The organism is Microbacterium insulae, assembly GCF_042677065.1.
In the GTDB taxonomy this organism is placed as follows: Bacteria; Actinomycetota; Actinomycetes; order Actinomycetales; family Microbacteriaceae; genus Microbacterium; species Microbacterium insulae.
The window spans coordinates 413,718-438,999 of the sequence record NZ_JBHTII010000002.1; the positions used below are offsets into that span (position 1 = coordinate 413,718).

At 69.9% G+C, this 25,282-nt stretch carries 27 protein-coding genes; 11 read left to right on the forward strand and 16 right to left on the reverse strand.

The genetic code is table 11. The features are described from left to right. Positions 1-8: 8 nt before the first annotated feature. From ACFQ0P_RS14585 to ACFQ0P_RS14605, 5 genes are read right to left on the reverse strand one after another with little or no spacing between them, the layout of a single operon-like run. On the reverse strand, positions 9-821 hold the full coding sequence (locus tag ACFQ0P_RS14585; protein ID WP_204979374.1) for an HpcH/HpaI aldolase/citrate lyase family protein: 813 nt from the start codon (positions 819-821) through the stop codon (positions 9-11). Next, positions 818-1,312, reverse strand: coding sequence for a MaoC family dehydratase (locus tag ACFQ0P_RS14590; protein WP_204979375.1), 495 nt, complete (start codon positions 1,310-1,312; stop codon positions 818-820). Before ACFQ0P_RS14590 ends, ACFQ0P_RS14585 begins: the two co-directional genes overlap by 4 nt. 5 nt (positions 1,313-1,317) lie before the next feature. Then, positions 1,318-2,469, reverse strand: coding sequence for an acyl-CoA dehydrogenase family protein (locus tag ACFQ0P_RS14595; protein WP_204979376.1), 1,152 nt, complete (start codon positions 2,467-2,469; stop codon positions 1,318-1,320). Between the two features lie 15 nt (positions 2,470-2,484). Next, positions 2,485-4,434 carry an acetyl/propionyl/methylcrotonyl-CoA carboxylase subunit alpha gene (locus ACFQ0P_RS14600; RefSeq protein ID WP_204979377.1) on the reverse strand — a complete coding sequence of 650 codons (1,950 nt, stop codon included), beginning with the start codon at positions 4,432-4,434 and terminating at the stop codon, positions 2,485-2,487. Positions 4,435-4,439: 5 nt separating this feature from the next. Beyond that, positions 4,440-6,044, reverse strand: a complete 1,605-nt coding sequence (locus ACFQ0P_RS14605) for a carboxyl transferase domain-containing protein (RefSeq protein WP_204979378.1) — start codon at positions 6,042-6,044, stop codon at positions 4,440-4,442. Positions 6,045-6,148: 104 nt separating this feature from the next. Here ACFQ0P_RS14605 and ACFQ0P_RS14610 point away from each other — a divergent pair, with 104 nt between their 5' ends. Further along, positions 6,149-6,745, forward strand: coding sequence for an SACE_7040 family transcriptional regulator (locus ACFQ0P_RS14610; protein ID WP_204979379.1), 597 nt, complete (start codon positions 6,149-6,151; stop codon positions 6,743-6,745). A 79-nt stretch (positions 6,746-6,824) separates the two neighbouring features. Here ACFQ0P_RS14610 and ACFQ0P_RS14615 read toward each other — a convergent pair whose 3' ends face one another. Genes ACFQ0P_RS14615 through pdhA form a run of 3 tightly spaced genes read right to left on the reverse strand, consistent with a single transcriptional unit; the run spans position 6,825 to position 10,397 of the window. Then, entirely contained in the window at positions 6,825-8,204 is a 1,380-nt protein-coding gene (locus tag ACFQ0P_RS14615) for a dihydrolipoamide acetyltransferase family protein (protein ID WP_204979380.1), read from the reverse strand. A 49-nt stretch (positions 8,205-8,253) separates the two neighbouring features. After that, positions 8,254-9,264 carry an alpha-ketoacid dehydrogenase subunit beta gene (locus tag ACFQ0P_RS14620; RefSeq protein WP_204979381.1) on the reverse strand — a complete coding sequence of 337 codons (1,011 nt, stop codon included), beginning with the start codon at positions 9,262-9,264 and terminating at the stop codon, positions 8,254-8,256. Further along, positions 9,261-10,397 carry a pyruvate dehydrogenase (acetyl-transferring) E1 component subunit alpha gene (gene pdhA / locus ACFQ0P_RS14625; protein ID WP_204979382.1) on the reverse strand — a complete coding sequence of 379 codons (1,137 nt, stop codon included), beginning with the start codon at positions 10,395-10,397 and terminating at the stop codon, positions 9,261-9,263. The genes ACFQ0P_RS14620 and pdhA overlap by 4 nt, the downstream gene beginning before the upstream one ends. 167 nt (positions 10,398-10,564) lie before the next feature. Between pdhA and ACFQ0P_RS14630 the strand changes: the two genes are divergently transcribed. After that, positions 10,565-11,038 carry an Lrp/AsnC family transcriptional regulator gene (locus ACFQ0P_RS14630; protein WP_204979383.1) on the forward strand — a complete coding sequence of 158 codons (474 nt, stop codon included), beginning with the start codon at positions 10,565-10,567 and terminating at the stop codon, positions 11,036-11,038. A 9-nt stretch (positions 11,039-11,047) separates the two neighbouring features. On the opposite strand, the gene ACFQ0P_RS14635 is transcribed toward ACFQ0P_RS14630, so the two are convergent. Further along, complete coding sequence (locus ACFQ0P_RS14635) at positions 11,048-12,049, reverse strand: EamA family transporter (RefSeq protein ID WP_204979384.1); 1,002 nt, start codon at positions 12,047-12,049, stop codon at positions 11,048-11,050. 74 nt (positions 12,050-12,123) lie between these two features. Here ACFQ0P_RS14635 and ACFQ0P_RS14640 point away from each other — a divergent pair, with 74 nt between their 5' ends. Then, entirely contained in the window at positions 12,124-12,678 is a 555-nt protein-coding gene (locus tag ACFQ0P_RS14640; protein WP_204981431.1) for a CGNR zinc finger domain-containing protein, read from the forward strand. Here the strand turns inward: ACFQ0P_RS14640 and ACFQ0P_RS14645 are convergent. Further along, positions 12,662-13,537 (reverse strand): alpha/beta fold hydrolase, encoded by an 876-nt coding sequence (locus tag ACFQ0P_RS14645; RefSeq protein ID WP_204979385.1) that lies wholly within the window; start codon positions 13,535-13,537, stop codon positions 12,662-12,664. The genes ACFQ0P_RS14640 and ACFQ0P_RS14645 overlap by 17 nt on opposite strands. Before the next feature lie 72 nt (positions 13,538-13,609). Between ACFQ0P_RS14645 and ACFQ0P_RS14650 the strand changes: the two genes are divergently transcribed. After that, positions 13,610-14,341 carry an exonuclease domain-containing protein gene (locus ACFQ0P_RS14650; protein ID WP_204979386.1) on the forward strand — a complete coding sequence of 244 codons (732 nt, stop codon included), beginning with the start codon at positions 13,610-13,612 and terminating at the stop codon, positions 14,339-14,341. Between the two features lie 56 nt (positions 14,342-14,397). Here ACFQ0P_RS14650 and ACFQ0P_RS14655 read toward each other — a convergent pair whose 3' ends face one another. From ACFQ0P_RS14655 to glgA, 3 genes are all read right to left on the reverse strand, one after another. After that, positions 14,398-14,649 (reverse strand): type B 50S ribosomal protein L31, encoded by a 252-nt coding sequence (locus tag ACFQ0P_RS14655; protein WP_204979387.1) that lies wholly within the window; start codon positions 14,647-14,649, stop codon positions 14,398-14,400. Positions 14,650-14,769: 120 nt separating this feature from the next. After that, entirely contained in the window at positions 14,770-15,570 is an 801-nt protein-coding gene (locus ACFQ0P_RS14660) for an ABC transporter ATP-binding protein (protein ID WP_204979388.1), read from the reverse strand. Positions 15,571-15,580: 10 nt separating this feature from the next. Further along, positions 15,581-16,774 carry a glycogen synthase gene (glgA, locus tag ACFQ0P_RS14665; RefSeq protein ID WP_204979389.1) on the reverse strand — a complete coding sequence of 398 codons (1,194 nt, stop codon included), beginning with the start codon at positions 16,772-16,774 and terminating at the stop codon, positions 15,581-15,583. 76 nt (positions 16,775-16,850) lie between these two features. On the opposite strand from glgA, the gene ACFQ0P_RS14670 reads away from it, so the two are divergent. From ACFQ0P_RS14670 to ACFQ0P_RS14680, 3 genes are read left to right on the forward strand one after another with little or no spacing between them, the layout of a single operon-like run. Next, positions 16,851-18,095: a glucose-1-phosphate adenylyltransferase gene (locus ACFQ0P_RS14670; RefSeq protein WP_204979390.1), complete on the forward strand. Its 1,245-nt coding sequence runs from the start codon at positions 16,851-16,853 to the stop codon at positions 18,093-18,095. A gap of 43 nt (positions 18,096-18,138) precedes the next feature. Continuing rightward, positions 18,139-18,780, forward strand: a complete 642-nt coding sequence (gene serB, locus ACFQ0P_RS14675) for a phosphoserine phosphatase SerB (RefSeq protein ID WP_204979391.1) — start codon at positions 18,139-18,141, stop codon at positions 18,778-18,780. Between the two features lie 35 nt (positions 18,781-18,815). Then, entirely contained in the window at positions 18,816-19,511 is a 696-nt protein-coding gene (locus ACFQ0P_RS14680; RefSeq protein WP_204979392.1) for an alpha/beta fold hydrolase, read from the forward strand. A gap of 22 nt (positions 19,512-19,533) precedes the next feature. Here ACFQ0P_RS14680 and fabG read toward each other — a convergent pair whose 3' ends face one another. After that, positions 19,534-20,244, reverse strand: coding sequence for a 3-oxoacyl-ACP reductase FabG (gene fabG / locus ACFQ0P_RS14685; RefSeq protein ID WP_204979393.1), 711 nt, complete (start codon positions 20,242-20,244; stop codon positions 19,534-19,536). Positions 20,245-20,358: 114 nt separating this feature from the next. Between fabG and ACFQ0P_RS14690 the strand changes: the two genes are divergently transcribed. The 4 genes from ACFQ0P_RS14690 (at position 20,359) to ACFQ0P_RS14705 (ending at position 22,423) form a co-directional block, all read left to right on the forward strand. Beyond that, positions 20,359-20,847: a DUF4190 domain-containing protein gene (locus tag ACFQ0P_RS14690; RefSeq protein WP_204979394.1), complete on the forward strand. Its 489-nt coding sequence runs from the start codon at positions 20,359-20,361 to the stop codon at positions 20,845-20,847. 81 nt (positions 20,848-20,928) lie between these two features. Further along, a complete protein-coding gene (locus ACFQ0P_RS14695) occupies positions 20,929-21,315 on the forward strand; it encodes a DUF3099 domain-containing protein (protein WP_204979395.1) in 387 nt (128 codons plus the stop codon). Further along, positions 21,312-21,536, forward strand: coding sequence for a hypothetical protein (locus ACFQ0P_RS14700; RefSeq protein ID WP_204979396.1), 225 nt, complete (start codon positions 21,312-21,314; stop codon positions 21,534-21,536). Before ACFQ0P_RS14695 ends, ACFQ0P_RS14700 begins: the two co-directional genes overlap by 4 nt. Beyond that, entirely contained in the window at positions 21,533-22,423 is an 891-nt protein-coding gene (locus ACFQ0P_RS14705; RefSeq protein ID WP_378772664.1) for an SURF1 family cytochrome oxidase biogenesis protein, read from the forward strand. Before ACFQ0P_RS14700 ends, ACFQ0P_RS14705 begins: the two co-directional genes overlap by 4 nt. 88 nt (positions 22,424-22,511) lie before the next feature. Here ACFQ0P_RS14705 and ACFQ0P_RS14710 read toward each other — a convergent pair whose 3' ends face one another. Together ACFQ0P_RS14710 and ACFQ0P_RS14715 are read right to left on the reverse strand one after the other, a co-directional pair. After that, entirely contained in the window at positions 22,512-24,110 is a 1,599-nt protein-coding gene (locus tag ACFQ0P_RS14710; RefSeq protein WP_204979397.1) for an ABC-F family ATP-binding cassette domain-containing protein, read from the reverse strand. 122 nt (positions 24,111-24,232) lie between these two features. Continuing rightward, complete coding sequence (locus ACFQ0P_RS14715) at positions 24,233-25,267, reverse strand: ABC transporter substrate-binding protein (RefSeq protein WP_204979398.1); 1,035 nt, start codon at positions 25,265-25,267, stop codon at positions 24,233-24,235. Positions 25,268-25,282: the final 15 nt, after the last annotated feature.

Below are 25,282 nucleotides of genomic sequence, written 5' to 3' on the forward strand. Positions count from 1 at the left end.
CGCGAGCCTCAGCTTCCCGCGCGCCGCAGCGTCGCGCGGGCGTGGCGCAGCACCGGCTCGTCGACCATGCGCCCGTCGTAGGCGAACACCCCCCGCTCGGTCTTCGCGGCCTCGAGCACACCGCGCGCCCACGCCACGAGCCGCTCGTCGGGGCGGTAGGCCTCGCGGATGATCGCGATCTGGCTGGGGTGGATGCAGGCCGTGGCGCGGAAGCCGGACGCCGCCGCATCCGCGGCCTCGATGGCGAGGCGCTTCGTGTCGGCGATGTCGAGGTGCACGGCGTCGATCGCGGCCTTGCCGTGCGCACCCGCGGCGAGGAGCACCCGCGCCCGGGCATAGCGCGCGATGTCGCGGTAGCGGCCGTTGGGTTTGCGGCTGGACGTCCCCCCGACGCTCGCGACGAGATCCTCCGCCCCCCACATCAGCGCGCTCACGTTCGGCAGGGACGCGATCCGGTCCGCCTGTGAGACGCCCTTGGCCGTCTCACACAGCGCGACGACGTCGAAACGCGCGTCGACCTTCCCCAGGCGCTTGGGTGACTCGGCCTTGGCGACCATGATGCGCCGGTAATCGGTCTGCGAGAGCGTCGCGAGATCCGACACGATGTCGTCGGAGTCCAGCGGGTTGACCCTCACGATCACACGGTCGGGATCGAGTTCGGACTCGATCACCGCGCCGCGGGCCGCGGCCTTCGCGGCGGGTGCGACGGCGTCCTCCAGATCGAGGATCACCGCATCCGCCCGTTCCATCGCCTTCGCGAAGCGCTCGGGGCGGTCGGCGGGGCAGAACAAGATGGCGGGACCGAGCCCGAACGCGCTCATCGTTTCCCCTCGGGGGCGCACCACATCAGCGCCGTCCTCGTTGCCGTCGCGACCACCTCGCCACGCTGGTTGCGACCAGTGTGGCGCATCGTGACGATGCCCTGCCCCGGGCGCGAGGCGGACGGCCGCCGGTCGACGATCTCGGTCTCGGTGTAGAGGGTGTCGCCATGGAAGAGCGGCGCCGGGAAGGACACGTCAGTGAGGCCGAGCTGGGCCACGAGCGTGCCCTGGGTGATCTGCGAGACGGATGCCCCGACCATCGTGGCGAGGGTCCACATCGAGTTCATCAGCCGCTGACCGAACGGCTGCCCCTCGGCGAACGCCGCGTCGAGGTGAAGCGCCTGGGTGTTCATCGTCAGCGAGGAGAACAGGACGTTGTCGGCCTCGGTGGCCGTTCGGCCCGGCCGGTGCAGGTAGCGCGCACCGACCTCGAGCTCGTCGTAGTAGAGCCCTCGCTGCACGATCGCCTGGGCCTCGCCGGTGCCGTCCACGTCTGTCACGCTACTCCGAGCGCTCGCGCGATGACGAGAAGCTGCACCTCGTTGGTGCCCTCGCCGATCTCGAGGATCTTGGAGTCGCGGTAGTGGCGGGCGACCGGGTACTCGTTCATGAAGCCGTTGCCGCCGAAGATCTGCGTCGCGTCCCGCGCGTTGTCCATCGCCGCGTCGCTCGCCGTCAGCTTGGCGATCGCGGCCTCGGTCTTGAACGGCTTCCCCGCGTCGCGCAGACGCGCGGCGTGATGCCATGCGAGCCGGGCGTTGTGCACGCGCAGTTGCATCCGCGCGAGCAGGAACTGGATGCCCTGGCGCGTGGAGAGGGCGTCGCCGAACACCGTGCGCTTCTTGGCGTAGTCGATCGCGGCCTCGAGGCATCCCTCGGCCGCACCGGTCGAGAGCGCGGCGATCGCGATGCGACCCTCGTCGAGGATGTGGAGGAAGTTCGCGAATCCGCGGCCGCGTTCCCCGAGGAGGTTGCCCTCCGGGACCCGGACGTCCTGGAACGTGAGGGGGTGCGTGTCGGACGCGTGCCACCCGACCTTGTCGTAGCCGGGCTCCACCGTGAACCCGGGGGTGCCCGACGGGACGATGATCGTCGAGATCTCCTTGCGACCGTCGCTCTCGCCGGTCACCGCCGTCACGGTCACGAATCGTGTGATCTCGGTGCCCGAATTGGTGATGAACTGCTTCGAGCCGTTGATCACCCATTCGCCGCTGTCCAGTCTCGCGGTGGTGCGGGTCGCGCCCGCGTCCGAGCCGGCCTCGGGCTCGGTCAGGCCGAATCCGGCGAGAGCGGTTCCCCCGAGGAGGGCCGGGAGCAGCTCCTGCTTCTGCTCCTCGGTGCCGAACCGGAACACCGGCATCGCGCCGAGGCTGACGCCCGCCTCCAGGGTGATCGCGATCGACTGGTCGACGCGGCCGAGAGCCTCGATCGCGAGGCACAGCGCGAAGTAGTCGCCGCCCTGCCCGCCGTACTCCTCGGGGAACGGGAGCCCGAACAGACCGAGCTCGCCCATCTGTGCCACGACGTCCATCGGCAGCGTCTTCGTGCGATCGGCCTCGTAGGCCTGCGGCGCCACCACCTGGTCGGCGAAGTCGCGCACCATGCGGGCGAGTTCGCGCTCGTCCTCGGTGAGGTTGAAGTGGTCCATGAGTGCTCCTCGGGTCTAGGAGGGGGTGTCGGCGGCTTCGTGAGCCGCCTCGGTCAGCGAGACGTGCGCGAGCACCTGGTCACGACGGACCTGCTCCCCCACGACGACGTCCAGCCGCACGGCGCCGCCGTGCGGAGCGACGACGGGGTGCTCCATCTTCATCGCCTCGATGGTCACGACGAGGTCGCCGGGCGCGACCTCGTCACCGTCGGCGACGTGGACGGCCACGACGGCGCCCGGCATTGGCGCGCGCAGCTCGGGGTCGCTCGCTGCGGCGGCGCGCTCGCGAGCCGCGAGCCGCGCGTCCGTCGCGGCACGCCGGGTGAGTGGTCTCAGCCGGTGCGCCGCGCCGTCGGCGTGGACCCAGACGGCTCCCGCGGCGTCCAGAGCGGTGGCGGCATCCGGATCCGCGCCGACCGAAGGGCTCGAGAGGATCCTGCCGTCGTCGGTCGCGAAGAACAAGGACGGATGCTGCGGCTCACGGCCGAGGCGCCAGCCGGAGCGGCTCGTCCACAGCGGCGACGCGTGGTCCCGGCCCGCCGTCGGCGCGTCGGTCCGGCACGCGGTCGCGGCGGCGGCGATCGCCCGAGCGGTCGGCTCGGACGGAGGGAACGGCGGAAGACGGTCGATCAGGCCGGTGTCCATCGCGGCGGAGCGCACGCGCTCGTCGGCGAGGAGGCTCCGCAGGAACCCGATGTTGGTGTCGACCCCGAGCAGCACCGTGCGCGAGAGCGCCGCATCCAGCCGCCCGAGCGCTTCGGCCCGGTCCGCGCCGTGCGCGATGACCTTCGCGATCATCGGGTCGTAGTCGGCCGTCACCGTCGAACCGGTCTCGACCGCGGCATCCGTGCGCACCTCCCCGGCGGACCGCCACAGCAGCACGTCACCGGTCGCGGGGAGGAAGCCGCGCTCCGGGCTCTCGGCGTACACGCGGGCCTCGATGGCGTGCCCCTCGAGGTGCACGTCCTCCTGCGCGATGGCGAGGCGCTCGCCCGCGGCGATCCGGAGCTGCTGCTCCACGAGGTCGACCCCGGTGACGAGTTCGGTGACCGGATGCTCGACCTGCAGGCGCGTGTTCATCTCGATGAAGAAGAACTCGTCGGGTCGGTCTCCCGCCACGAGGAACTCGACCGTTCCCGCCCCGCGATAGTCGACGCTCGCTGCGGCGGCGCACGCGGCGGCACCGAGCCGGTTCCGCGTGACGGCGTCGACGACCGGAGACGGCGCCTCCTCGATGACCTTCTGATGCCGGCGCTGGAGCGTGCACTCGCGCTCCCCCAGGTGCACGACGGTGCCGTGGGAGTCGGCGAGCACCTGCACCTCGATGTGCCGGGGACGCTCGATGAGCCGCTCCAGCAGGAGCGTGTCGTCTCCGAACGCGGAGGCGGCGATGCGTCGGGCGGTCGAGAGCGCTGGGGCGAGATCCGCCGGCGAGCCCACCACCTGCATGCCCTTGCCGCCGCCGCCGGCCGACGGCTTCACCAGGAGCGGGAACCCCGCCTCCTCCGCGGCCCGCGCGATCTCGGCGTCGGTCATCCCGGACGCGCTGAATCCGGGCACCGTCGGCACCCCGCTCGCCGCGACGTGGTCCTTCGAGCGGATCTTGTCGCCCATCACGTCCAGCGCGCGCACCCCGGGACCGATGAACACGAGACCTGCGTCAGCACACGCGCGCGCGAAGGCCGCGTTCTCGGAGAGGAATCCGTAGCCGGGGTGCACCGCCTGCGCACCGGTCTCCCGCGCGGCGGCGATCACGGCGTCCATGTCGAGGTAGGACGCGGACGCCGCCGCCCGACCGATGCGCACGGCGACGTCGGCCTCGCGGACGTGCGGCGCATCCGCGTCGGCGTCGCTGTAGACGGCGACGGAGCGGATTCCGAGGCGAGCCAGCGTCCGGATCACGCGGCGCGCGATCTCGCCGCGGTTGGCGACCAGGACGGTGGAGAAGGGAGGATCGGAGGTCATCGGGCTCACATCCGGAAGATGCCGAAGCGCGGTTCGGGCAGCGGGGTGCGGGAGACGACGTCGAGGGCGAGGCCGAGGAGATCGCGAGTGTCGGCGGGGTCGATGATGCCGTCGTCCCAGAGCCGAGCGGTGGCGTAGTAGGGGTCGCCCTGCTCCTCGTACTTCGCACGGATCGGCGCCTCGAACGCAGCCTGGTCGTCCGCGGACCACGACTCGCCCCGCGCCTCGAGCTGGTCGCGCTTGACGGTGGACAGCACCGATGCGGCCTGGGGTCCACCCATCACCGAGATGCGACTGGCGGGCCAGCTCCACAGGAACCGGGGCGAGTACGCGCGCCCGCACATCGAGTAGTTCCCCGCACCGAAGGACCCGCCGATCACAACGGTGAGCTTCGGCACGCGCGTCGTCGCGACGGCGGTCACCATCTTGGCGCCGTCCTTTGCGATACCGCCCGCCTCGGCATCCTTCCCCACCATGAAGCCGGAGATGTTCTGCAGGAACAGGAGGGGCACGCCGCGCTGATCGCACAGCTCGATGAAGTGCGCGCCCTTCTGCGCCGACTCGCTGAACAGCACGCCGTTGTTGGCCACGATCCCGACCGGATGGCCGTGGATGCGGGCGAACCCGGTGACGAGGGTGTCTCCGTACTCCCTCTTGAACTCGTGGAGCTCGCTGGCGTCGACGAGGCGCGCGATGACCTCGCGCACGTCGTAGGGCTGGTTGACGTCCACGGGGACGACGCCGTAGAGGTCCTCGGGATCGACGGCGGGCGGCGACGCCTCCACGACCTCCCACGCCTGCTCCCCGGGAGGCGGCAGCGTCGCGACGATGTCGCGCACGATCTCGAGAGCGTGCTCGTCGTCCTCGGCGAGGTGATCGACGACGCCCGACCGACGAGCGTGGAGCTCTCCCCCGCCGAGCTCCTCGGCGGTGACGACTTCCCCGATCGCCGCCTTCACGAGCGGCGGCCCGCCGAGGAAGATCGTGCCCTGGTTCCTCACGATGACGGTCTCGTCGCTCATCGCGGGGACGTACGCACCGCCCGCGGTGCAGGAGCCGAGGACGGCCGCGATCTGCGGGATGCCGGCCGCGGAGAGCCTCGCCTGGTTGAAGAAGATGCGGCCGAAGTGGTCGCGGTCCGGGAAGACCTCGTCCTGCAGCGGAAGGAAGGCGCCCCCGGAGTCCACGAGGTATACGCACGGCAGGCGGTTCTCGAGCGCGATCTCCTGAGCGCGAAGGTGCTTCTTGACGGTCATCGGGTAGTACGTGCCCCCCTTGACCGTGGCGTCGTTGCACACCACCATGACGTGGCGGCCGTGCACGAGCCCGATCCCCGCGATGACGCCGGCCGCAGGAGCGTCTCCGCCGTACAGTCCTTCCGCGGCGAGTGGCGCGATCTCGAGGAACGGACTGCCCTCGTCGAGCAGCCGGTCGACGCGGTCCCGCGGCAGGAGCTTGCCCCGCGCGACATGGCGCTCGCGCGACGACTCGGGTCCGCCGAGCGCCACCGTCGCGAGGCGCCGGCGGAGTCGGGCCGCCTGCTCCTCCTGTGCGGCCCGCGTGCGCGCGAAGATGTCGTCGCGAACAGCCGATGTCGTGAGGGCAGTCATGTCATCTCCGTCGACGTCACGATCGGATCACGTTCGTTGTCCCGACGCGATCGAATTGGTTAGTGTGCACTAACTGGTTCCCAGGTTAGCGAGGATTAACTGAAATGACAAGCGGGGTCACCGAGCGCGATCGCGCCAAGGCGGACCGCCAGGCCGCGATCCTCTCCGAGGCGGCTCGGCTCTTCGCGGAGCGCGGCTTCAGCGGAGTGAGCTTGGAGGAGCTCGGTGCGGCCGTCGGCGTGAGTGGGCCCGCCCTCTATCGGCACTTCGCGAACAAGCAGGCTCTGCTGGGCGCCATCCTCGTCGGCGTCAGCGAGCGGCTGCTCGCCGGCGGACGACGCGTGACGACCGAGCACTCCTCGCCCCTTCACCAGCTCGAGGCGATCGTCGCCTTCCACGTCGACTTCGCGCTGTCCGACGCCGACGTCATCCGCGTGCAGGACCGCGACCTGCCGAGCCTCTCCGAGGAGGATCGGCACACCGTCCGCCGGCTCCAGCGCGAGTACATCGAAGTGTGGGTCGGCATCCTCTCCGCGTTGCACCCCGCACGATCGGAGACCGACCTCCGCGTGCGGGCGCATGCCTGCTTCGGTCTCATCAATTCGACGCCGCACAGCGTGCGCGCACAGCGCACGCGCCCGTCCGACAGCGCAGTGCGCAGCATCCTGGAATCCATGGCCTTGGCGGCGCTGACCGACTGACCCGTTTCGCCCTCATCGAAACGTCTCCGCAGCGGCGAACAGGCCTCTTCGACCCGAAGCCGGACTCGGAGCGACGTCCTCACCGCAGCAGCATCGCCCGACCCGGCTCGCGCAGGACATCGGCGACATCCACCAGGAATCTCGACCCCTGCTCACCGTCGACGAGACGATGGTCGAACGAGAGCGCGAGAGTCATGACGTCCCGCAGCGCGATCTCGCCCTTGTGCTCCCACGGCTGCCGGCGCACCGCCCCGAGAGCCAGGATCCCGGCCTCGCCCGGGTTCAGGATCGGCGTTCCCGCGTCCACCCCGAAGACGCCGACATTGGTGATCGAGAACGTGCCCCCCATCATGTCCGCGGGCGGCGTCTTGCCGGATCGGGCGGTCTCGGCGAGGGCGCGGATCGCGTCCGCGAGCTCGACCAGCGCCAGGTCCTGCGCGTCCCGGATATTGGGGACGACGAGTCCGCGCCCGGTGGCCGCCGCGATCCCGAGGTTCACGTAGTGGTGCTCGACGATCTCGCCCGCCGCCTCATCCCAGCGGGAGTTGAGGCCGGGGTGGTGCGCCAGCGCGAGGCAGACGGCCTTGGCCGCGACGGCCATGACACCGATCTTGTGCTCCGAGAGGGCGCGGTCGGCCTTGAGCGACGCGATGAGCTCCGTCGTCGCGGTCACGTCGACGGTGAGGAACGTCGTCACATGCGGAGCGGTGAACGCGCTGCGGACCATCGCGTCCGCGGTGTGCTTGCGGACGCCGCGGATCGGCGTTCGCGTCGTCCGCTCCCCCGGCGTCGCCGCGAAAGCGGCCACCGGCTCCGGCTCGATCGACGGCTCGGCGACGGCGAGCGATCCGACAGGTGCCACGCCGACGCGCTCCGCGTACGCCTCGACGTCGGTCCGCGAGATCACTCCGTTCGCACCCGTCGCCTCGACGAGGGCCAGGTCGATCCCGAGCTGCTTCGCCAGAAGGCGCACCGGCGGAGTCGATCGCGGCCGCTCTATCGGCCGCTCCGGATCCGACACCTGGATGGCGTCGTGGGGCGCCGCCTCGAGGACGGCGGTGTCGGATGCGGCGGGCCTGCCCGCGCCGGACCGCGCGCGTCGCTGCGGCCGTGCACTCCCGCGCGGCGCCGCACCGTAGCCGACGAGGTTCGGCTCGGCCTGGGACGGCTCCTCGACCTGGTCCGTCTCCGTTGCCGGTGCGGGCGCAGGCGAGTCCTCTCCACCGAGGTCGTAGGAGATGAGCACGGAGCCGACCTCCACGACATCACCGGCGGCGGCGTGGAGCTTCGTGACGGTGCCGGCGTACGCCGAAGGCAGCTCGACGACCGCTTTAGCCGTCTCGACCTCGGCGATGGTCTGGTTCAGCGCGACCGTGTCGCCCTCTGACACGAGCCACGCCACGATCTCGGCCTCGGGGAGACCCTCGCCGAGGTCGGGGAGCCGGAAGTCCTGGATCACAGTTCACTCTCCTTGGTCGAACGCGGCGTCCACGATGCGCACGGGGACATCAGACCTCCAGCCCGGTCAGGCTGTTCGGACGGTCCATGACGCGGTCCACCGCATCGAGGATGCGGTCGAGGTCGGGGATGTGGTGCTTCTCGAGCTTCGCCGGAGGATAGGGGATGTCGTGGCCGGTGACGCGTTGCGGAGCTGCCTCCAGGTAGTTGAAGCAGCGTTCGGTGACGCTCGCGACGAGCTCGGCGCCGACGCCTGCCTCCCGCGCGGCCTCGTGGGTCACGACCACGCGTCCCGTCTTCCGCACCGATGCGGTCACCGTGCGGTAGTCCACCGGTGAGATCGACCGCAGGTCGATGACCTCGATCGACACTCCGTCGTCCTCGGCGGCGGTCGCGGCATCCATCGCCGTCGACACCTGCGAGCCGTAGGTCAGCAGCGTCACGTCGCTGCCTTCACGCGCGACGCGCGCCAGCCCCATCGGCGGCGCATCGGCGAGATCGACGTCCAGATCGACCTCTCCCTTGGTGTGGTAGAGCCGTTTCGGCTCGAAGTAGACCACCGGGTCGTTCGACGCGATCGCCTGGCGGAGCATCACGTAGGCGTCCTGCGGGTTGGACACCGCGATCACCCGCAGTCCGGAGGTGTGCACGAAGTACGCCTCGGGCGACTCGGAGTGGTGCTCGGCCGCGCCCACGCCGCCGGCCCACGGGATGCGGATCGTGATGGGCATCTGCACGTTCCCGCGCGTCCGATAGTGGAGCTTGGCGACCTGGCAGACGATCTGGTCGAACGCCGGGTACACGAAGCCGTCGAACTGGATCTCGACGACGGGCCGATATCCGCGGAAGGCGAGCCCGACGGCCGTGCCCATGATGCCGGCCTCCGCCAGCGGCGTATCGACGACGCGCTGCGCGCCGAACTCGTCCTGGAGGCCGTCGGTGATGCGGAACACCCCGCCGAGCTTGCCGATGTCCTCGCCCATGAGGAGCACCTTCGGGTCGTCCGCCATGGCGCGCCGGAGACCCTCGTTGATGGCCTTGGCCATGGTGAGCTGCGTCATCGCGCGACCCCCTCGGCATCGGCAGCGAACCCATCGAGATAGGCGCCGAACCACATGCGCTGCTCGTCGAGGCCGGAGTGCGGCTCGGCGTAGACGTCGTCGAGAACCGTGAGGGGTGCGCGCGTCACGGCTCCGTGCGCCGCGGCTCGTACCTCGGCGGCGAGGGCGTCGGCATCGGCGGCCACGCTCGCGGCGAACTCGTCGTCGAACTCGCCCTGGTTGCGCAGGAGCGCTTCGATGCGGGTCAGCGGGTCTCGCGCGCGCCAGCGCTCGACCTCCTCCTTGTCGCGGTAGCGCGACGGGTCGTCCGAGGTGGTGTGCGGCCCCATGCGGTAGGTCACGGCCTCGAGGAACGCCGGTCCGTTGCCCCGGCGGGCGTTGTCGACAGCCCAGCGCATCGCCGCGAGGCACGCGAGGACGTCGTTGCCGTCGACCCGCATGCTCGGGATGCCGAAGCCCGGCGCGCGTCCCGCGATCGGGAATCTCGCCTGGACGGCGACCGGCTCGGAGATCGCCCACTGGTTGTTCGAGCACACGAACACGACCGGGGCCCGATAGGACGAGGCGAAGACCATGGCCTCGTTCACGTCACCCTGACTGGTGGCGCCGTCGCCGAAGTACGCGGCGGCGACCTGGTCGGTCCCGTCGCGCTGGATCCCCATCGCGTAGCCCACGGCGTGGAGGGCCTGCGCTCCGATGATGATCTGCGGGGTCGCGGTGTTGAGGTCGTACGGGTTGTAGGTGGAATGCTCCTCGCCGCGCCAGGCCAGCACGTAGTCGGCGGGCTGGGCGCCGCGGGCGAAGGCGACCCCGGTCTCGCGGTAGCTGGGGAAGGCGAAGTCGTCGGCGCGAAGACCGCGGGCGGTGCCGATCTGGGTGGCCTCCTGCCCCTGGCACGGGGGCCACAGTGCCAGCTGGCCCTGACGCTGCAGGGCGACGCCTTCGGTGTCGATCCGGCGCAGGAGCACCATGTCGCGGTAGAGCGAGCGCAGGGCTGGGGCATCCACATCCGCCACCCACCGGTCGAGTTCCGGATCGGCGATGCGCTCGCCATCGGGGGTGACGAGCCGTGCGACGTCTTCGGTGTCGGTCGCGAGATCGGCCATCGGGGTCAGGGTGTGCGTCATCGTCATCACTCCTCGGAGCAACCCTCCCTCGTGAGGAGGGGCGTCGTGGGTCGCCGACATCGTCGCCGGCACCTTCGAGGCTACGTCCGCGTCGCACCTCGCTCAAGCATTCGGGTTTGTCTTGAGCATGTTGACAACTGAAGCCGCATCGAACCGTGCTAACGTTTCGCACTATGAGTGCCCTCGATCACGTCGACCTCGAGCTGCTTGCCGCGCTGTCCGCCGACCCCCGCGCGACCGTCGTCGCGCTCGCCGAGAAGCTCGGACTGTCCCGCAACACCGTCCAGGCGCGGATGGCGAGACTCGAGCGTTCCGGAGTGTTCCTGTCCTACGAGCGGGCCATATCCTCCTCGTCGCTGGGCTTCCCCATCGAGGCGTTCATCAGCGTCATCGTGCGCCAGGCCGATCTCCCCCGCATCACGCCCGAACTGGCCCGCGTGCCCGAGATCGTGCAGGCTCACGGGCTGTCCGGACAGGTCGATCTGCTGGTTCGCGTCGCGTGCCGCGACACCCAGCACCTGTTCGACACCGACGCCCGCATCCTCGCGATCGAGGGGGTCGAGCGCACCGAGACGTCCCTCGTGATGGGCGAGGTGATCGCCCATCGCGTGACGCCCCTCATGGAGCTCGCGCGGCGCGAACCCTGATCCGACCGGTCAGGGAATCGGGACGGCCTCGGCCGCCGGCATCCCGCCGCTGCGGGGTGCAGACCTCAGATCGTCGAGCTTGACCAGGACGACGCCCGCAAGGATCAGCGCGCCGCCCACGAACTGGATCGGCGCGGGCACCTCGGCGAGGAAGATCCACGCGAAGCCCAGCGCGAAGAGCACCTCGGACAGCCCGACGAACGACGCCACGCGCGAGCCGATCCGCGGCACCGCCATGACACCGAGCGCGTACCCGAGGGTCGTCGCGACGGCGGCGACCCACAGCATCGGCACGAACCACGGCACCTCGGTGCCCGCGAGCTCCACCGACACGGCCGGAGCGCGGAACGGCATGATCCCTACGGCGCACAGCACACCCATCACGACGGCGCCGGCGAGCAGCCCGCTCGCGGCGAGGGCGAGCGGCGGCAGGTCGTCGCCGGCGCGCTCCGAGATGACGAAGTACGCGCACACGCACACGGCGGCGGCGAGGGCGAACAGCGTGCCGATCAGGTCGAACGAGGCACCCGAGATGTCGACGACGAGGATGAGACCCGCGACCGCGACCGCCGACCCCCACAGGACGAGTGCGGAAGGGGCCCTTTTGGTGCGCAGCCACACGAACGCCACGAGCATCACCGGCGCCAGGTACTGGATGAGGAGCGCCACGGCGACCGGCATGCGCTGCATCGCCGAGAAGAAGAACAACTGGCAGCCGAGCACGGGCATGAGCCCGAACCCCGCTATGAGCCGCCAGTGCCGTCGCAGGAAGCCGGGCTGCCTGCGCATCGCGCGGAAGACGGCGGGCGACAGGATGAGCCCCGCCACTCCCATGCGCACGAGCAGCGCCGCCCCGAGCGACCAGCCGGCCTCGAGCAGCGGCTTGACGAACGGACCGCTCGAGGAGAAGGCCAGAGCCGAGGCGACGGCCATGAGCAGACCGGTCGTGCGGACCCGGGGGGATGCCGCAAAGGGACCGATCACGGGAAGGGACGCGGTCGAAACGGTCATGGGCGGCATCCGACTGTCAGGAGTGAAACGTGCTTACACTGGTGACCGTATCGAACGCGATGTCAGGAGTCAACATGGTCTTCATCCATGACACGAAACGCACGCTCATGATGGTCGTGGACCTGGTCAACACGCTTCCCGGATACGACGGAGAGGATACGCTGCAGACGCCCGCGGACCTGTCGCGCTTCCTCGAGTCCAACCCCTACACCGGGGTCATCCGCGCGGACGAGCAGGAGGTCGCGGCGGTGCGGGAGTTGCGCGACCGCCTCCATGAGCTCTGGCACGTCGACCGCGAGGGCGCCGTACCGCTGGTGAACCGCATGCTCGCCGACGGCGAGGCTCTTCCCCGGCTCGTCATCCACGACGACTACGACTGGCACATCCACGCCACATCGGACGACTCGCCCCTGGCGACGCGCATGATGGTCGAAGCGGCGATGGCCTTCATCGACGTCATCCGGTCGGACGAGTACGACCGGGTGCGCACCTGCTCCGCCGATGACTGCGACGCGGTCTACATCGACTATTCGAAGAACGGCTCGAAGCGGTACTGCGACACGGGCAACTGCGGCAACCGCATGAACGTCATCGCGTACCGGGCGCGGAAGGCTAGAGAAACCGCCTGATCGCGTCCGCGGCGGCCGCCGGCGTCTCGTAGTGGATCAGGTGACCGACATCGGGGATCTCGACCAGCTCAGCCGAGGGGAACAGCGTCGCGAGCGTGCGCTCGGCCTCGATCGGCGTGATGTCGTCGCGCACGGCCGCCACGAGCAGCGTCGGCTGCGCGATCCGTGGTGCGAACTCCCGGACATCGTGCGAGACCGAGGCGAGGAATGCGTCGTGAAGGACGTCGCGATCGGCGAACCGCGAGAAATAGGTGTCGTGCTGGTCGTGGATGAAGCTGCGCAGCTCCGGGTCGCGCGTCTTCGCCATCGACACGCTCATCACCCGGACGATCACCCCGTTGCGCAGCAGCGCCGTGCCGACCCTGTCGGGCAGTCGGGCGCCGGCCCAGTAGTAGAAGACGGCGAGGCGGGTGAGAAGCCCTCGCGGGCCCTCCAGCGCGGGCGCGCCGATGGGGTTCACGAGCACGACCCTCGGGGTCTCGAGCCCGCCTGCGACGGCGGCCGAGACGACGATCGATCCGAACGAGTGCCCGAGAATGACGGCGCCGGGGGCGACGGATGCCGCGAATTTGCGGAGCCAACTCGCGTAGGCGTCCAGATCGTGGCGCACCCCGGGTAGGGGCGGGGTCTCGCCGAAGCCGGGCAGGTCGGGTGAGATGATCCGCACCTCCGGGAGGTGGGCGACCACCGGCTCGAGGCCGTGGTGCTCGCCGCGGAATCCGTGGACCGCGATCACTGTCGTCGTCGCATCCGACGGACCGTAGACCCAGTACGCCGTCACACCGCCCGCGACCTCGACCTCGTGCCGCTCCACCGGAAGAGTCTCGAGGAGCGGGGCGTACGGATTCACGGCGGCCACCCCTCGATTCTAGAAGGGGTCGCGCGGCGAGCTTGCCGAGCGCTGTCGGAGGTATCGCATACCGTGAGCGGCATGAAGCGAAGGCCGGATGAGCAGCTGGCTCTGTTCGACACCCCGGATTGGGTGTCCGTGGTCGGCGTCTTCGACCTCGAGACGACCGGAGTCGATGTCGGCACCGACCGCATCGTGACCGCGCACGTCGGCCTGCTGGATGCCTCGGGCTCCGTGCTCGATGCACGGGGTTGGCTCGCCGACCCGGGCATCGAGATCCCCGCGGGCGCGGCCGCGATCCACGGCATCTCCACCGCCTACGCGCGCGACCACGGCCGCCCCGCACCCGTCGTGGTCGCCGAGGTCGTCGCCGCACTGCGCGGCCTCCTCGGCGCCGGCATCCCGGTCGTCGCGTACAACGCCCCCTACGACTTCTCGCTCCTCAAGCACGAGGCCCTGCGTCATGGCGTCGCACCGCTGCTCGATCCGTTTCCCGTGATCGACCCGCTCGTCGTCGACAAGGCGTATGACCGTTGGCGACCCGGCAAGCGGACGCTGTCCGTCGTCGCCGCGCACTACGCCGTGCGCCTCGACGGTGCGCACGAGGCATCCGCTGACGCCGTCGCTGCCGGCCGCGTTGCCCAAGCACTGGCCGGCCGATTCGCGCCGTGGCTGCCCGAGACCGTGCACGAGCTGCACACGCGGCAGATCTCCTGGGCTCGGGCGCAGGCGGCGAGCCTCACGGAGTACTTCGTCCGCATCGGCCGGATAGACCCCGATGACCGGGTCGACGGCAGCTGGCCCATCCGCTGAACCCGGCCGCGAGACGACGAAGGCCCCGCCGGAGCGGGGCCTTCGTATACGGCTGCTTACTTGGAGCCGAAGTTCTTGAACCGCTGGTTGAACTTCTCCACGCGGCCGGCGGAGTCCATGATGCGCTGCTTGCCCGTGTAGAACGGGTGCGACGCGGACGAGATCTCGACGTCGATGACGGGGTACTCGACACCGTCGAGCTCGACCGTCTTGTCGCTGGTCACCGTCGAACGGGTGAGGAAGGTCTCGCCGGAGCCGAGGTCGCGGAACACGACGGCCTTGTACTCGGGGTGGATGTCAGTCTTCATGGGAAGTCCTTTGAAAGTGGTGCCCTGGATTTTGCCAGGACGGACAAAGTCTGAGGTGCGAGTGCACCAAAGAGCGATCTTACCAGCCTCGGCGCCGCACGCGGAATCGGACCTGACGCTCTACGCGCTCGTGCCCTCCCGCGCAGCCCGAGCCGCGTATCGGCCGTCGTGCTCGGTGAGTTCGATGCGCGCGCCGAACGTCTCGGTGAGCGCCTCGGCCGTGAGGGTCTCGTGCAGGGGGCCGGATGCCACGGCACGGCCGTCGGCGAGAAGCAGGACGTGCGTGAAGCCGATCGGGATCTCCTCGACGTGGTGCGTGACCATGATCATCGCCGGAGTCGTGGGAGCCTGCGCGTACCCTCCGAGCAGCGTCAGCAGCTCTTCGCGTGCACCGAGGTCGAGGCTCGCGGTCGGCTCGTCGAGCAGCAGGAGCTCCGGATCGGTCATCACCGCGCGCGCGATCTGCACGCGCTTCTGCTCGCCGTCGCTCAGCGTCCCGAACGTGCGGTCGGCGAGGTGATCGAGCTTCCATTCGGCCAGCACCCGCAGGGCGCGCCGCTCGTCGATGTCCTCGTAGTCCTCGCGCCAGCGACCCAGTACCGAATAGGCGGCCGTGAGCACGACGTCGAGCACCGTCTCCTCGGGCGGGACGCGTCGAGCCATGGCGGACGACGCGAAGCCGATGCGGGGACGCAGCTCGAAGACGTCGGTGCGCCCGAGCCGCTCGCCGAGGATCGTCACGACGCCCGACGTCGGGTGCATCAGCGTGTCGGCGAGCTGCAGCACGGTGGTCTTGCCGGCACCGTTGGGGCCGAGGATGACCCAGCGTTCGTCGTCGCTCACGCTCCAGTCGAGTCGGTCGACGATGTCCCTGGCGTTTCGGCGGACGACGACGTCGGAGAATTCGAGGACCTGCGGCATGCCGTCCAGCCTATCGGCCGGAACCCGCCACCTCCGCGTAGAGCGCGGCGGTCTGGTCGGCGATGCTCTGCCAGCTGAAGTCCTTCGTCGCACGCTCTCTGCCCGCCCTGCCGTAGGCGCGCGCCCGCTCGGGGTCGGACACGACCTCGGTGAGGACGGCGGCGAGATCGGACACGAAGCGGTCCGGGTCGGTGGGCGTGCCGGTGCCGTCCTGCACCTGCTCGATCGGCACGATCCGCCCGGTGACTCCGTCGACGACGACCTCGGGGATCCCACCGGTACCGGTGCCGACGACGGCCGCGCCGCACGCCATCGCCTCGAGGTTGACGATGCCCAGCGGCTCGTAGACGGACGGGCACACGAAGGTCGTCGCCGCCGTCAGCACGGTGCACAGCTCGTGGTGCGACAGCATCCTGTCGATCCAGACGACCCCGTCCCTGGTCTCCTGGAGGCCGCGCACGAGATCCTCGACCTCGGCCATGATCTGCGGTGTGTCGGGAGCGCCGGCGCACAGCACCACCTGCACGTCCGCGGGCAGGCGCTCGGCAGCGCGGAGGAAGTAGGGCAGGCCCTTCTGGCGGGTGATGCGTCCCACGAACACGACTGACGGGCGCGAGGCGTCGACCCCGAGTTCCGCCAGCAGGCCCGGGTCGTCTACGGGATGCCACGACTCGACGTCGATGCCGTTGTAGATCACGCGGACGGAGGCCGGATCCAGCGACGGATAGCTGCGCAGTATGTCCTGCCGCATGCCCTCGCTCACGGCCACGATCGCCGCGGCGCCCTCGTACGCGGTCTTCTCGATCCAGCTGGAGACCGAGTACCCCCCGCCGAGCTGCTCGGCCTTCCAGGGCCGCAGCGGCTCGAGGCTGTGCGCCGTGACGATGTGCGGGATGCCGTGGAGGAGCGACGCGAGATGACCCGCGAAGTTCGCGTACCAGGTGTGGCTGTGCACGACGTCGGCGCCCGCGACATCCGTCACGATCTCTAGGTCGGTGCCGAGAGTCTGGACGGCGGCGTTGGCGGAGGCCAGTTCGGCCGGCACACCGTACGCCGTCGTGCCCGGCTCATCGCGCTCCGCACCGAATGCTCGCACCCGCACGTCGACCGACGCGCGCAGCGCCTTGACGAGCTCGGTGACGTGCACCCCCGCGCCACCGTAGATCTCGGGCGGGTACTCCTTCGTCACGATGTCCACGCGCATGGGACGAAACCTAGTACACGCCGCGCTTGGGGAAAACCCGCTACCCCGGGCCCGGTGGTCCCCCTAGGGTGGTGGCATGCCTGCAGCGCCGAAGGTCTTCGGAATCATCCTCGCCGGCGGCGAGGGCAAGCGACTCATGCCCCTCACGGCCGATCGCGCCAAACCCGCCGTGCCGTTCGGCGGCCAGTACCGACTGATCGACTTCGCCATCTCGAACCTGATCAACTCGGGTCTGCGGCAGATCGTCGTGCTGACCCAGTACAAGTCGCACAGCCTCGACCGCCACATCTCCCAGACGTGGCGCATGTCCGCTCTGCTGGACTCGTATGTCGCGTCGGTGCCGGCGCAGCAGCGACTGGGCAAGCGATGGTTCTCCGGATCTGCCGACGCCATTCTCCAGAGCCTGAACCTCATCATCGATGAGCAGCCCGACATCGTCGTGGTGATCGGCGCCGACCACGTGTACCGGATGGACTTCCGGCAGATGCTCGCGGCGCACATCGATTCCGGCGCCCGCGCGACCGTCGCCGGGATCCGGCAGCCGATCTCGCTGGCCAACCAGTTCGGCGTCATCGATGTCGTCAAGGACGACCCCACACGCATCAACGAGTTCCTCGAGAAGCCTCAGAACCCCACCGGACTCGCGGACTCCCCCGGCGAAGTCCTCGCATCGATGGGAAACTACATCTTCAACACCGACGCGCTCGTCGAAGCGGTCGAGTCGGACGGAGAGCTTCCGACGTCCAACCACGACATGGGCGGCGACATCGTGCCCTACTTCGTCGGGCGAGGCGAAGCGGGCGTCTACGACATGAACCGCAACGACGTGCCGGGCTCGACCGATCGCGACCGCTACTACTGGCGCGACGTCGGGACGATCGAGTCCTTCTTCGACGCCCACCGCGATCTCATCTCGACCCTGCCGGTGTTCAACCTCTACAACACCGACTGGCCGATCCACTCGCAGGCCGTCAACTCTCCGCCCGCGAAGTTCGTGCGGGACTCCGTGGGTCGGATCGGGAACGCGATCGATTCGATCGTGTCGCTCGGGTCGGTGCTGTCCGGCACCCACCTCGAGCGCAGCGTCGTCGGTCCGTGGACGCTCGCCGGAGGAGGCTCGACCATCACCGACTCCGTGCTGTTCGACCATGTCCAGGTCGGGGCCGGCGCGCGCATCCACCGCGCGATCCTCGACAAGAACGTCGTGCTCGCCGAGGGCGCGACGGTCGGGGTCGACCGCGAGAAGGACCTCGCACGCGGATTCACGGTGACCGACACCGGTATCACCGTGGTCGGCAAGGGCGTCCGCGTCGAACGGTGACTCCGCGAGCTGGCGGTTCCGCGATCACCGCTAGCGTGGAGGCGTGCCTCTCCCCCGCGCCCGGTTCCTCGTCGTGCTCGATGCCGATTCGACCCTGATCCGCAACGAGGTCATCGAACTGATCGCCGACGAAGCCCACCGTGGCTCCGAGGTAGCGGCGGCGACCGAGGCCGCGATGCGCGGCGAGGTCGACTTCGCCACGAGCCTGCGCTCTCGCGTTGCGCAGCTCGAGGGCGTCCCGCTCGGCGCCTTCGCCCGTGTGCTCGCGCGCGTCGAGCCGACTGCGGGGGCTCAGGCGCTCGTCGCAGCCGTCCACGATCGCGGCGGCCGCGTCGGGGTCGTGTCGGGCGGGTTCCACGAGATCCTCGACACCGTCGCGCCGTCCCTCGGCGTCGACGTGTGGCGCGCCAACCGCCTCGCGGCCGCGGACGGCGCATTGACGGGAGGCGTCGACGGCGCGATCGTCGACGCCGACGGCAAGGCCGCAGCCCTGAGCGAGTGGGCCGCCGAGGCGGGGGTCGCACTGTCGCGCACGATCGCGATCGGGGACGGCGCGAACGACCTCCGCATGATGGCGGCCGCCGGGCTCGGCGTGGCCTTCAACGCCAAGCCCGCCGTCCGCGCGCAGGCTGACATCGTCGTGGGACCCGTCGATCTGTCTCAGGTGATCCCCCTCCTGCCCTGACGCGCGATGTCGGAGGCCCCGGCTACCGTCTGACCATGGACATCATCCTCGTTCCCGGTCTCTGGCTCGACGCGTCCTCGTGGGAGGACGTGGTTGCCGCGCTCGAGTCCGCCGGTCACACGACGCATCCGCTCACGCTCCCGGGGGTCGGTGCCTCGGCCTCCGATTCCTCCGACATCGGTATCCAGGACTGGGTCGACGCCGTCGTCACCGAAATCGATGCCGCAGGCGGTCCGGTGGTGCTCGTCGGTCATAGCGGCGGCGGGAACGTCGTCTGGGCGGCGGCCGAGGCACGCGCCGACTCGGTCCGCCGGGTCGTCTTCGTCGACACCGTCCCCCCGCCGGGCGGAAACGGCATCTCCGAGTTCGAGATCGTGGACGGCGTCGTCCCGTTCCCGGGCTGGGATTCGTTCGACGCGCCTGACGTCGAAGACCTCGCCCCCGGCGTGCGTGAGAAGTGGGCGGCGCGGGCGCGCAGCGTGCCCGCGCGGGTTCCCACCGACCCGCTCGTGCTCGAAGGCACCCACCGGCATCGAGTGCCCGTCACCCTCCTGATGGGGGGAATGGACGACGCGGAGTTCCGCGCGGCGGTGAGTGAGTGGGGTCCCTTCGGCGAGGAGTTCGAGGCAATCGACCACTCCGAGGTCGTTCGCCTCGGCACCGGTCACTGGCCGCAGTTCTCCCAGCCCGACAGGCTCGCCTCGGCGATCCTCGAGGCCGTGAGCCGCTGACGGGCGCCGCCGCGGACTCGGATCAGTGACCCATGCCGAGGCCGCCGTCGACCGGTATGACCGCACCCGAGATGTAGGCCGCGTCGTCGGAAGCCATCCACGTGACGACACCGGCCACCTCGTCGGCAGTGGCGAATCGTCCGGCGGGGATGTTCTTCTTGTACTCGGCCTGGGTGTCCGCAGGAAGTTCGGCGGTCATGTCGGTCTCGATGAACCCGGGAGCGACGACGTTGGCAGTGATTCCGCGCCCTCCGAGCTCGCGGGTCAGCGAACGCGCGAACCCGACGAGGGCGCTCTTCGAGGCGGCATAGTTCACCTGACCGGCTGATCCATAAAGGCCCACCACACTCGAGATGAGGATGACGCGTCCCCATCTGGCGCGCAGCATCCCCTTCGACGCGCGCTTCACGACGCGGAAGGTCCCGCCGAGGTTGGTCGCGACGACGCTGTCGAAGTCGTCCTCGGTCATGCGCAGGAGGAGGGTGTCCTTCGTGATCCCGGCGTTGGCCACGAGGATCTCGATGGGGCCGAGGGCGTTCTCGACCTCGGCGAACGCCGCGTCCACGGCCGCGGCATCCGTCACATCCGCGCGGACCGTGAGCGTACCCGCAGGACCTTCGTCCGACCGCGAGGTGACGGCAACCTTGTAGCCTTGCGCGACGAAGCGCTCGGCGATGGCGCGGCCGATGCCGCGGTTTCCGCCGGTGACGAGGACGACGCGATCGGTGGACATGGTGGGACTCCCGGGGTGTGTGACAGATCCGCACCAGCCTACCGGCGCGCTGTTTGACACCCGGCGACGCGCGCTGGGACGCTATTCAGCGACATCAGAGAAAGAGGTCCCGACGTGAGCGACAACACCCCCGACGCCCCTGCGCCGCAGCCCGGCGCCTATCCGCCGCCGCCCGCGCCAGGCGCCTACCCGCCGCCCACCGGCGGCACCCCGCCCGCCTACGGCGCTCCCCCGTCCTACGGGGTTCCTCCGCAGCAGCCCCCGCAGTACGGGGCTCCTCCGCAGTACGGTGCACAGCCGTACGGCACGCCCGCGTACGGTTACGGCGCGCCCGCCAAGACCAACACGCTCGCCATCGTGTCGCTCATCGCCTCACTGACGGGGATCATCTTCATCCTGCCGTTCGTCGGCTCGCTCGTAGGCGTGATCACCGGGCACCTCGCGCTCAGCCGCCTCAAGACGAGCGGCGAGCAAGGACGCGGCCTCGCACTCGCGGGAACCATCATCGGCTGGGTGGGACTCGCGTTCGCGATCATCGGCGTCATCATCTTCATCGCCATCATCGGCTACTACGCGAGCCTCTCGACGACCTACTCGTCCTGACCGTCGCTCCCGCACGCGCAGTCCTCCCGATCGGCCCGAACCGGCGCCGGGGAGGGCTGCGCGGCGTAGTCTTGAGGGACAGTGAAGAGTTCGAGTCGGGCACAGTCCGCCACGTCGCTGCCACGGGCACCGCGTGACGAAGCCGACGCGCGCTCGGCCCGCTACCTCGCCCTGATGGCGGTGCGCATCGCCTGCTTCATCCTCATGGTGGTCATCACCCCCTACGGCTGGTACACGTGGGTGCTCGGCGCCGCCGCGGTGTTCCTGCCGTACATCGCCGTCGTGCTCGCCAACGTCGGCGAAGAAGGACGCAGCGACCGCCGCGAGGATCCCGAGCGCGCCCTCCCCTCCGCCCCGACCGCTCCCCCGCCCGCGCCGTCGGCCGCGAACGTCATCCGCATCGAGGAGACCCGCGCTCTCCCGGGCGAGCGATCCTCGGACGGGCGGGACCCGGACGAGCGCGCATGACCGACGAGGACGAGGCCGCCGTCTGCTCGCGAGCCGGCTGCCGCTCCGCGGCCCGCTGGCGCGTCGACTGGCGCAACCCCCGGATCCACACGGCGGATCGCACGAAGACATGGGTCGCGTGCGAGAGTCACGTGGACTACCTGCGAGAGTTCCTCGCCGCGCGGAGCTTCCCGGTCTCGGTGTCCGAGCTGCCCTCCGTGACGCCGGAGGCCGCCCGATGAGCCGACGTGAGATGAGCATGCAGAACCTGCCGCGGGCCGGACGCTGGACGATCTACATCGCGCTGGCCGTGGTGTTCGCCGTCGCGTGCGCGTTCCTGTCGAACTGGCAGTTCACGCGGAACGAAGAACGCTCCGCGCAGCTCGCGCTCGTCGCCGAGAACTACGACGCGCCGCCGGTGCCGCTCGCCGCACTCATCCCCGCGGACGGCGAGTTCTCGCCGGCGGATCAATGGCGCCCCGTCGAACTCGTCGGCGAGTACGTCGCGGACGAGCAGCTCCTTGTGCGCAACCGACCCCACGGCGGCACCGCCGCCTTCGAGGTCCTCGTCCCGTTCCGGCTCGAGGACGGCAGAGTGCTCGTGATCGACCGCGGCTGGGTCCCACCGGGAGACGACGGTCCCGGGCCCGACACCGTCCCCGCGCCGCCCCGGGGCGTCGTGACGATCGTGGCACGCCTGAAGCCCTCCGAAGCACTCCCGTCGTCCGGCCGCTCGGCGCCGGCGGGACAGGTTCCCACGATCAACCTGCCGTTCGTCGCGGAATCCGTCTCCGCCGACGTCGGTGACGCGCTCGAGGTGAGCGCCTACGGCCTCCTCGTGTCGGAGGACCCGGCTCCGGCGACGGCACCGCAGCCCCTCGAGAACCCTTCGGAGGATCCCGGCCCGCACCTTTCGTACGCGATCCAGTGGATCCTGTTCGCACTGATGGGCTTCGTGTTCATCGGCTACGTCATCCGTACCGAACGCCGTCATCGTCGCGAGGACGAGCAGGAGGCAGGGTCTCTCGCGGACGCACCACGCGAGCCCGCCGGTGGTCGCCGACCTCAGCGACGACGCGACCGCGACGCCGAGGACGAGGACGCCCTCGTGGACGCCGCGGGGCGATGACGCCGCACAGCGCCGATCCGGGCTGGGCAAGGACCGTCAGTCAACGCCGCGGCTGAAGCCGCGGCTACTCGAGCACCGCGAGATGCGATCACGCGAGCGTGATCAAATCCGCGTAGTCTCGTCCCCAGATGTCCTCGACACCGTCGGGCAGGATCAGGACGCGCTCGGGGTTGAGCGCTTCAACGGCACCCTCATCGTGGGAGACCAGGATCACCGCGCCTTCGTAATGCGCGAGCGCGCCGAGGATCTCCTCGCGGGACGCGGGGTCGAGGTTGTTCGTCGGCTCGTCGAGCAGCAGCACATTCGCGCTGGAGACCACGAGTGTCGCGAGCGAGAGCCGCGTCTTCTCCCCGCCGGAGAGCACGCCCGCGGGCTTGAGCACGTCGTCGCCCGTGAAGAGGAACGACCCGAGCACCTTGCGCGCATCGGTCGCGGTGATGTCAGGGGCGGCGGACATCATGTTCTCCAGCACGGAGCGGGTGACGTCGAGATTCTCGTGCTCCTGGGCGTAGTACCCCACCTTGAGTCCGTGCCCGGGCTCGACCTGTCCGGTGTCGGGAGCGTCGACGCCCGCGAGGATGCGCAGCAGCGTCGTCTTGCCCGCGCCGTTCAGCCCCAGGACGACCACTCTGGATCCTCGATCGATCGCGAGGTCGACGTCGGTGAAGATCTCCAGCGACCCGTACGACTTGGAGAGCCCGGATGCCGTGATAGGCGTCTTGCCGCAGGGTGCGGGCTTCGGGAACCGCAGCTTGGCCACGCGATCCTCCTGCCGCACGTCGTCCAGCCCCGAGAGCATCTTCTCGGCGCGGGCGACCATCTGGTGCGCGGCGGCGGCCTTCGAGGCCTTCGCGCCGAATCGGGCCGCCTGCTGCTGCAGCGCCGTCGCCTTCTTCTCGACGTTCGCCCGCTCCTTTTTGCGGCGCTCCTCGTCGGCGACCCGCTGGCGCAGGTAGTTCTTCCAGTTCATGTTGTAGACGTCGATGACCTGGCGGTTCGCATCGAGATAGAAGACCCGGTTCACCGTCTCGCCGACGAGCTCGACGTCGTGGCTGATGACGATCAGACCGCCCTTGTAGCCCTTGAGGAACTCGCGCAGCCACACGACGCTGTCGGCGTCGAGGTGGTTGGTCGGCTCGTCGAGGATCATCGTCTGCGCGTCGGAGAACAGGATCCGCGCGAGCTCGATGCGGCGGCGCTGTCCGCCGGAGAGCGTCCGCAGGGGCTGGTCGAGGATCCGGTCGGGGAGAGACAGGTTGTGCGCGATGGACGCGGCCTCCGCCTCGGCGGCGTACCCGCCGAGCGCCTCGAAGCGCTCGGTGAGATTGGCGTACTTCCGCATCGCGCGGGCCGCGGCATCCATGTCCTCCTCACCCATCGCGAGAGAGGCCTCGTGCATACCGAGCGCGAGGGTTCCGAGACCTCGTGCGTCGAGGATCCGGGTGCGGGCGAGCATGTCCGGGTCTCCCGAGCGGGGATCCTGAGGCAGATACCCGAGCTCCCCCGATCGCTCGACCTTGCCCTCGGACGGAAGCACATCGCCGGCGAGCACCTTCGTCAACGTGGTCTTGCCCGCGCCGTTGCGGCCGACGAGCCCGATCTTGTCGCCCGCGGACACACGGAATGAGACGTCGGACATCAGCACGCGGGCGCCCACGCGGATCTCGAGGTCGTGCACGGCGAGCACAGCGAAACGTCCGTTCCGTCGGTGGATGGGAGAAGCGGCCGAACGGCCAGCCTCCCAGTATAGATCCAACGCCGCCGCGGGAGCTCCGGCCGAGGCCTCTGCTCCCGCGACGGCGTGGTGCGTCAGCCCTGAGCGACTGCCGTGGCGGTGGCCAGCTGCTCGACGATCTCGGGGAGGATCCACGACAGCGTGAGCGCCGTCGGCGAGACGGCGGCGACGTTCTCCTCGCCGACGATGGGCGCGACAGCACCGGCCGCGACCGCCGGGATCAGTCGGCCCCGGTCGGAGGAGAGGAAGGAGTCCAGGTCCTCCTGGGCCTCGGCCTGGGTGAAGAGCACATCGGCGACGACCTGGTCGAGGTTCTCGCTGCTCACGGTCGTGTAGAAGGTCGACTCGCCGCTGTCGAGCTCGGTGACCGCGGGCGCACTGACGAAGCCGAGGTCCTCGAGGATCTCGACCCGCGGGTCGGCGGGAAGGTAGAGATAGAACGTGTCGACGTCGTCGTCCGCGTAGGCGATGGTCGTCCCTTCGAACTCCGGGTGCTCGGCCGCTGCGGCGGCGATCTGCTCGTCCAGATCGGTGAGCAGGTCCTCCGCCTCGGCCTCGAGGCCGAGAGCTCGGCCGGTGTCCGTCACGACGTCGCGCCACGGAGTCGCCCACAGCGCCTCCTCCGGCGCGATGACCGGGATTCCGGCGGCGGTCACCGCGTCGTACTCCTCCTGGGTCAGGCCCGAGTACGAGGCGACGAGCACGTCGGGGTCGGTCGCCAGGAGCTCCTCGACCGACAGGGTGAACGCGGAGTTGTCCAGCAGCACGGGCTCCTCGGCGCCGAGCTCGTCGAGCGCTTCCTCGACCCACGGGGTGATGCGGTTGTCGCCGCCGCCGTACTCCGACGACGGGATGGCGACGGGGACGATTCCGAGCGCGAGGACGGCGTCCGTCGCTCCCCATCCCCACGTCGCGATCCGCTCGGGGGCCTCCTCGATCACCGTCTCGCCGTACATGTGCTCGAACGTCACGGGGAAGGCGTCGGTCGATGCGCCGTCGGAGGAGGTATCGGGAGCCGGCTCGGCGGTTGCTGCGCAGCCGGAGAGCACGAGGCCGCCGGCGACAGTAAGTGCCGCAAGGGCGCGGAAACGGGACGTCGGGATGGGCATTGTCTTCCTTTCGTT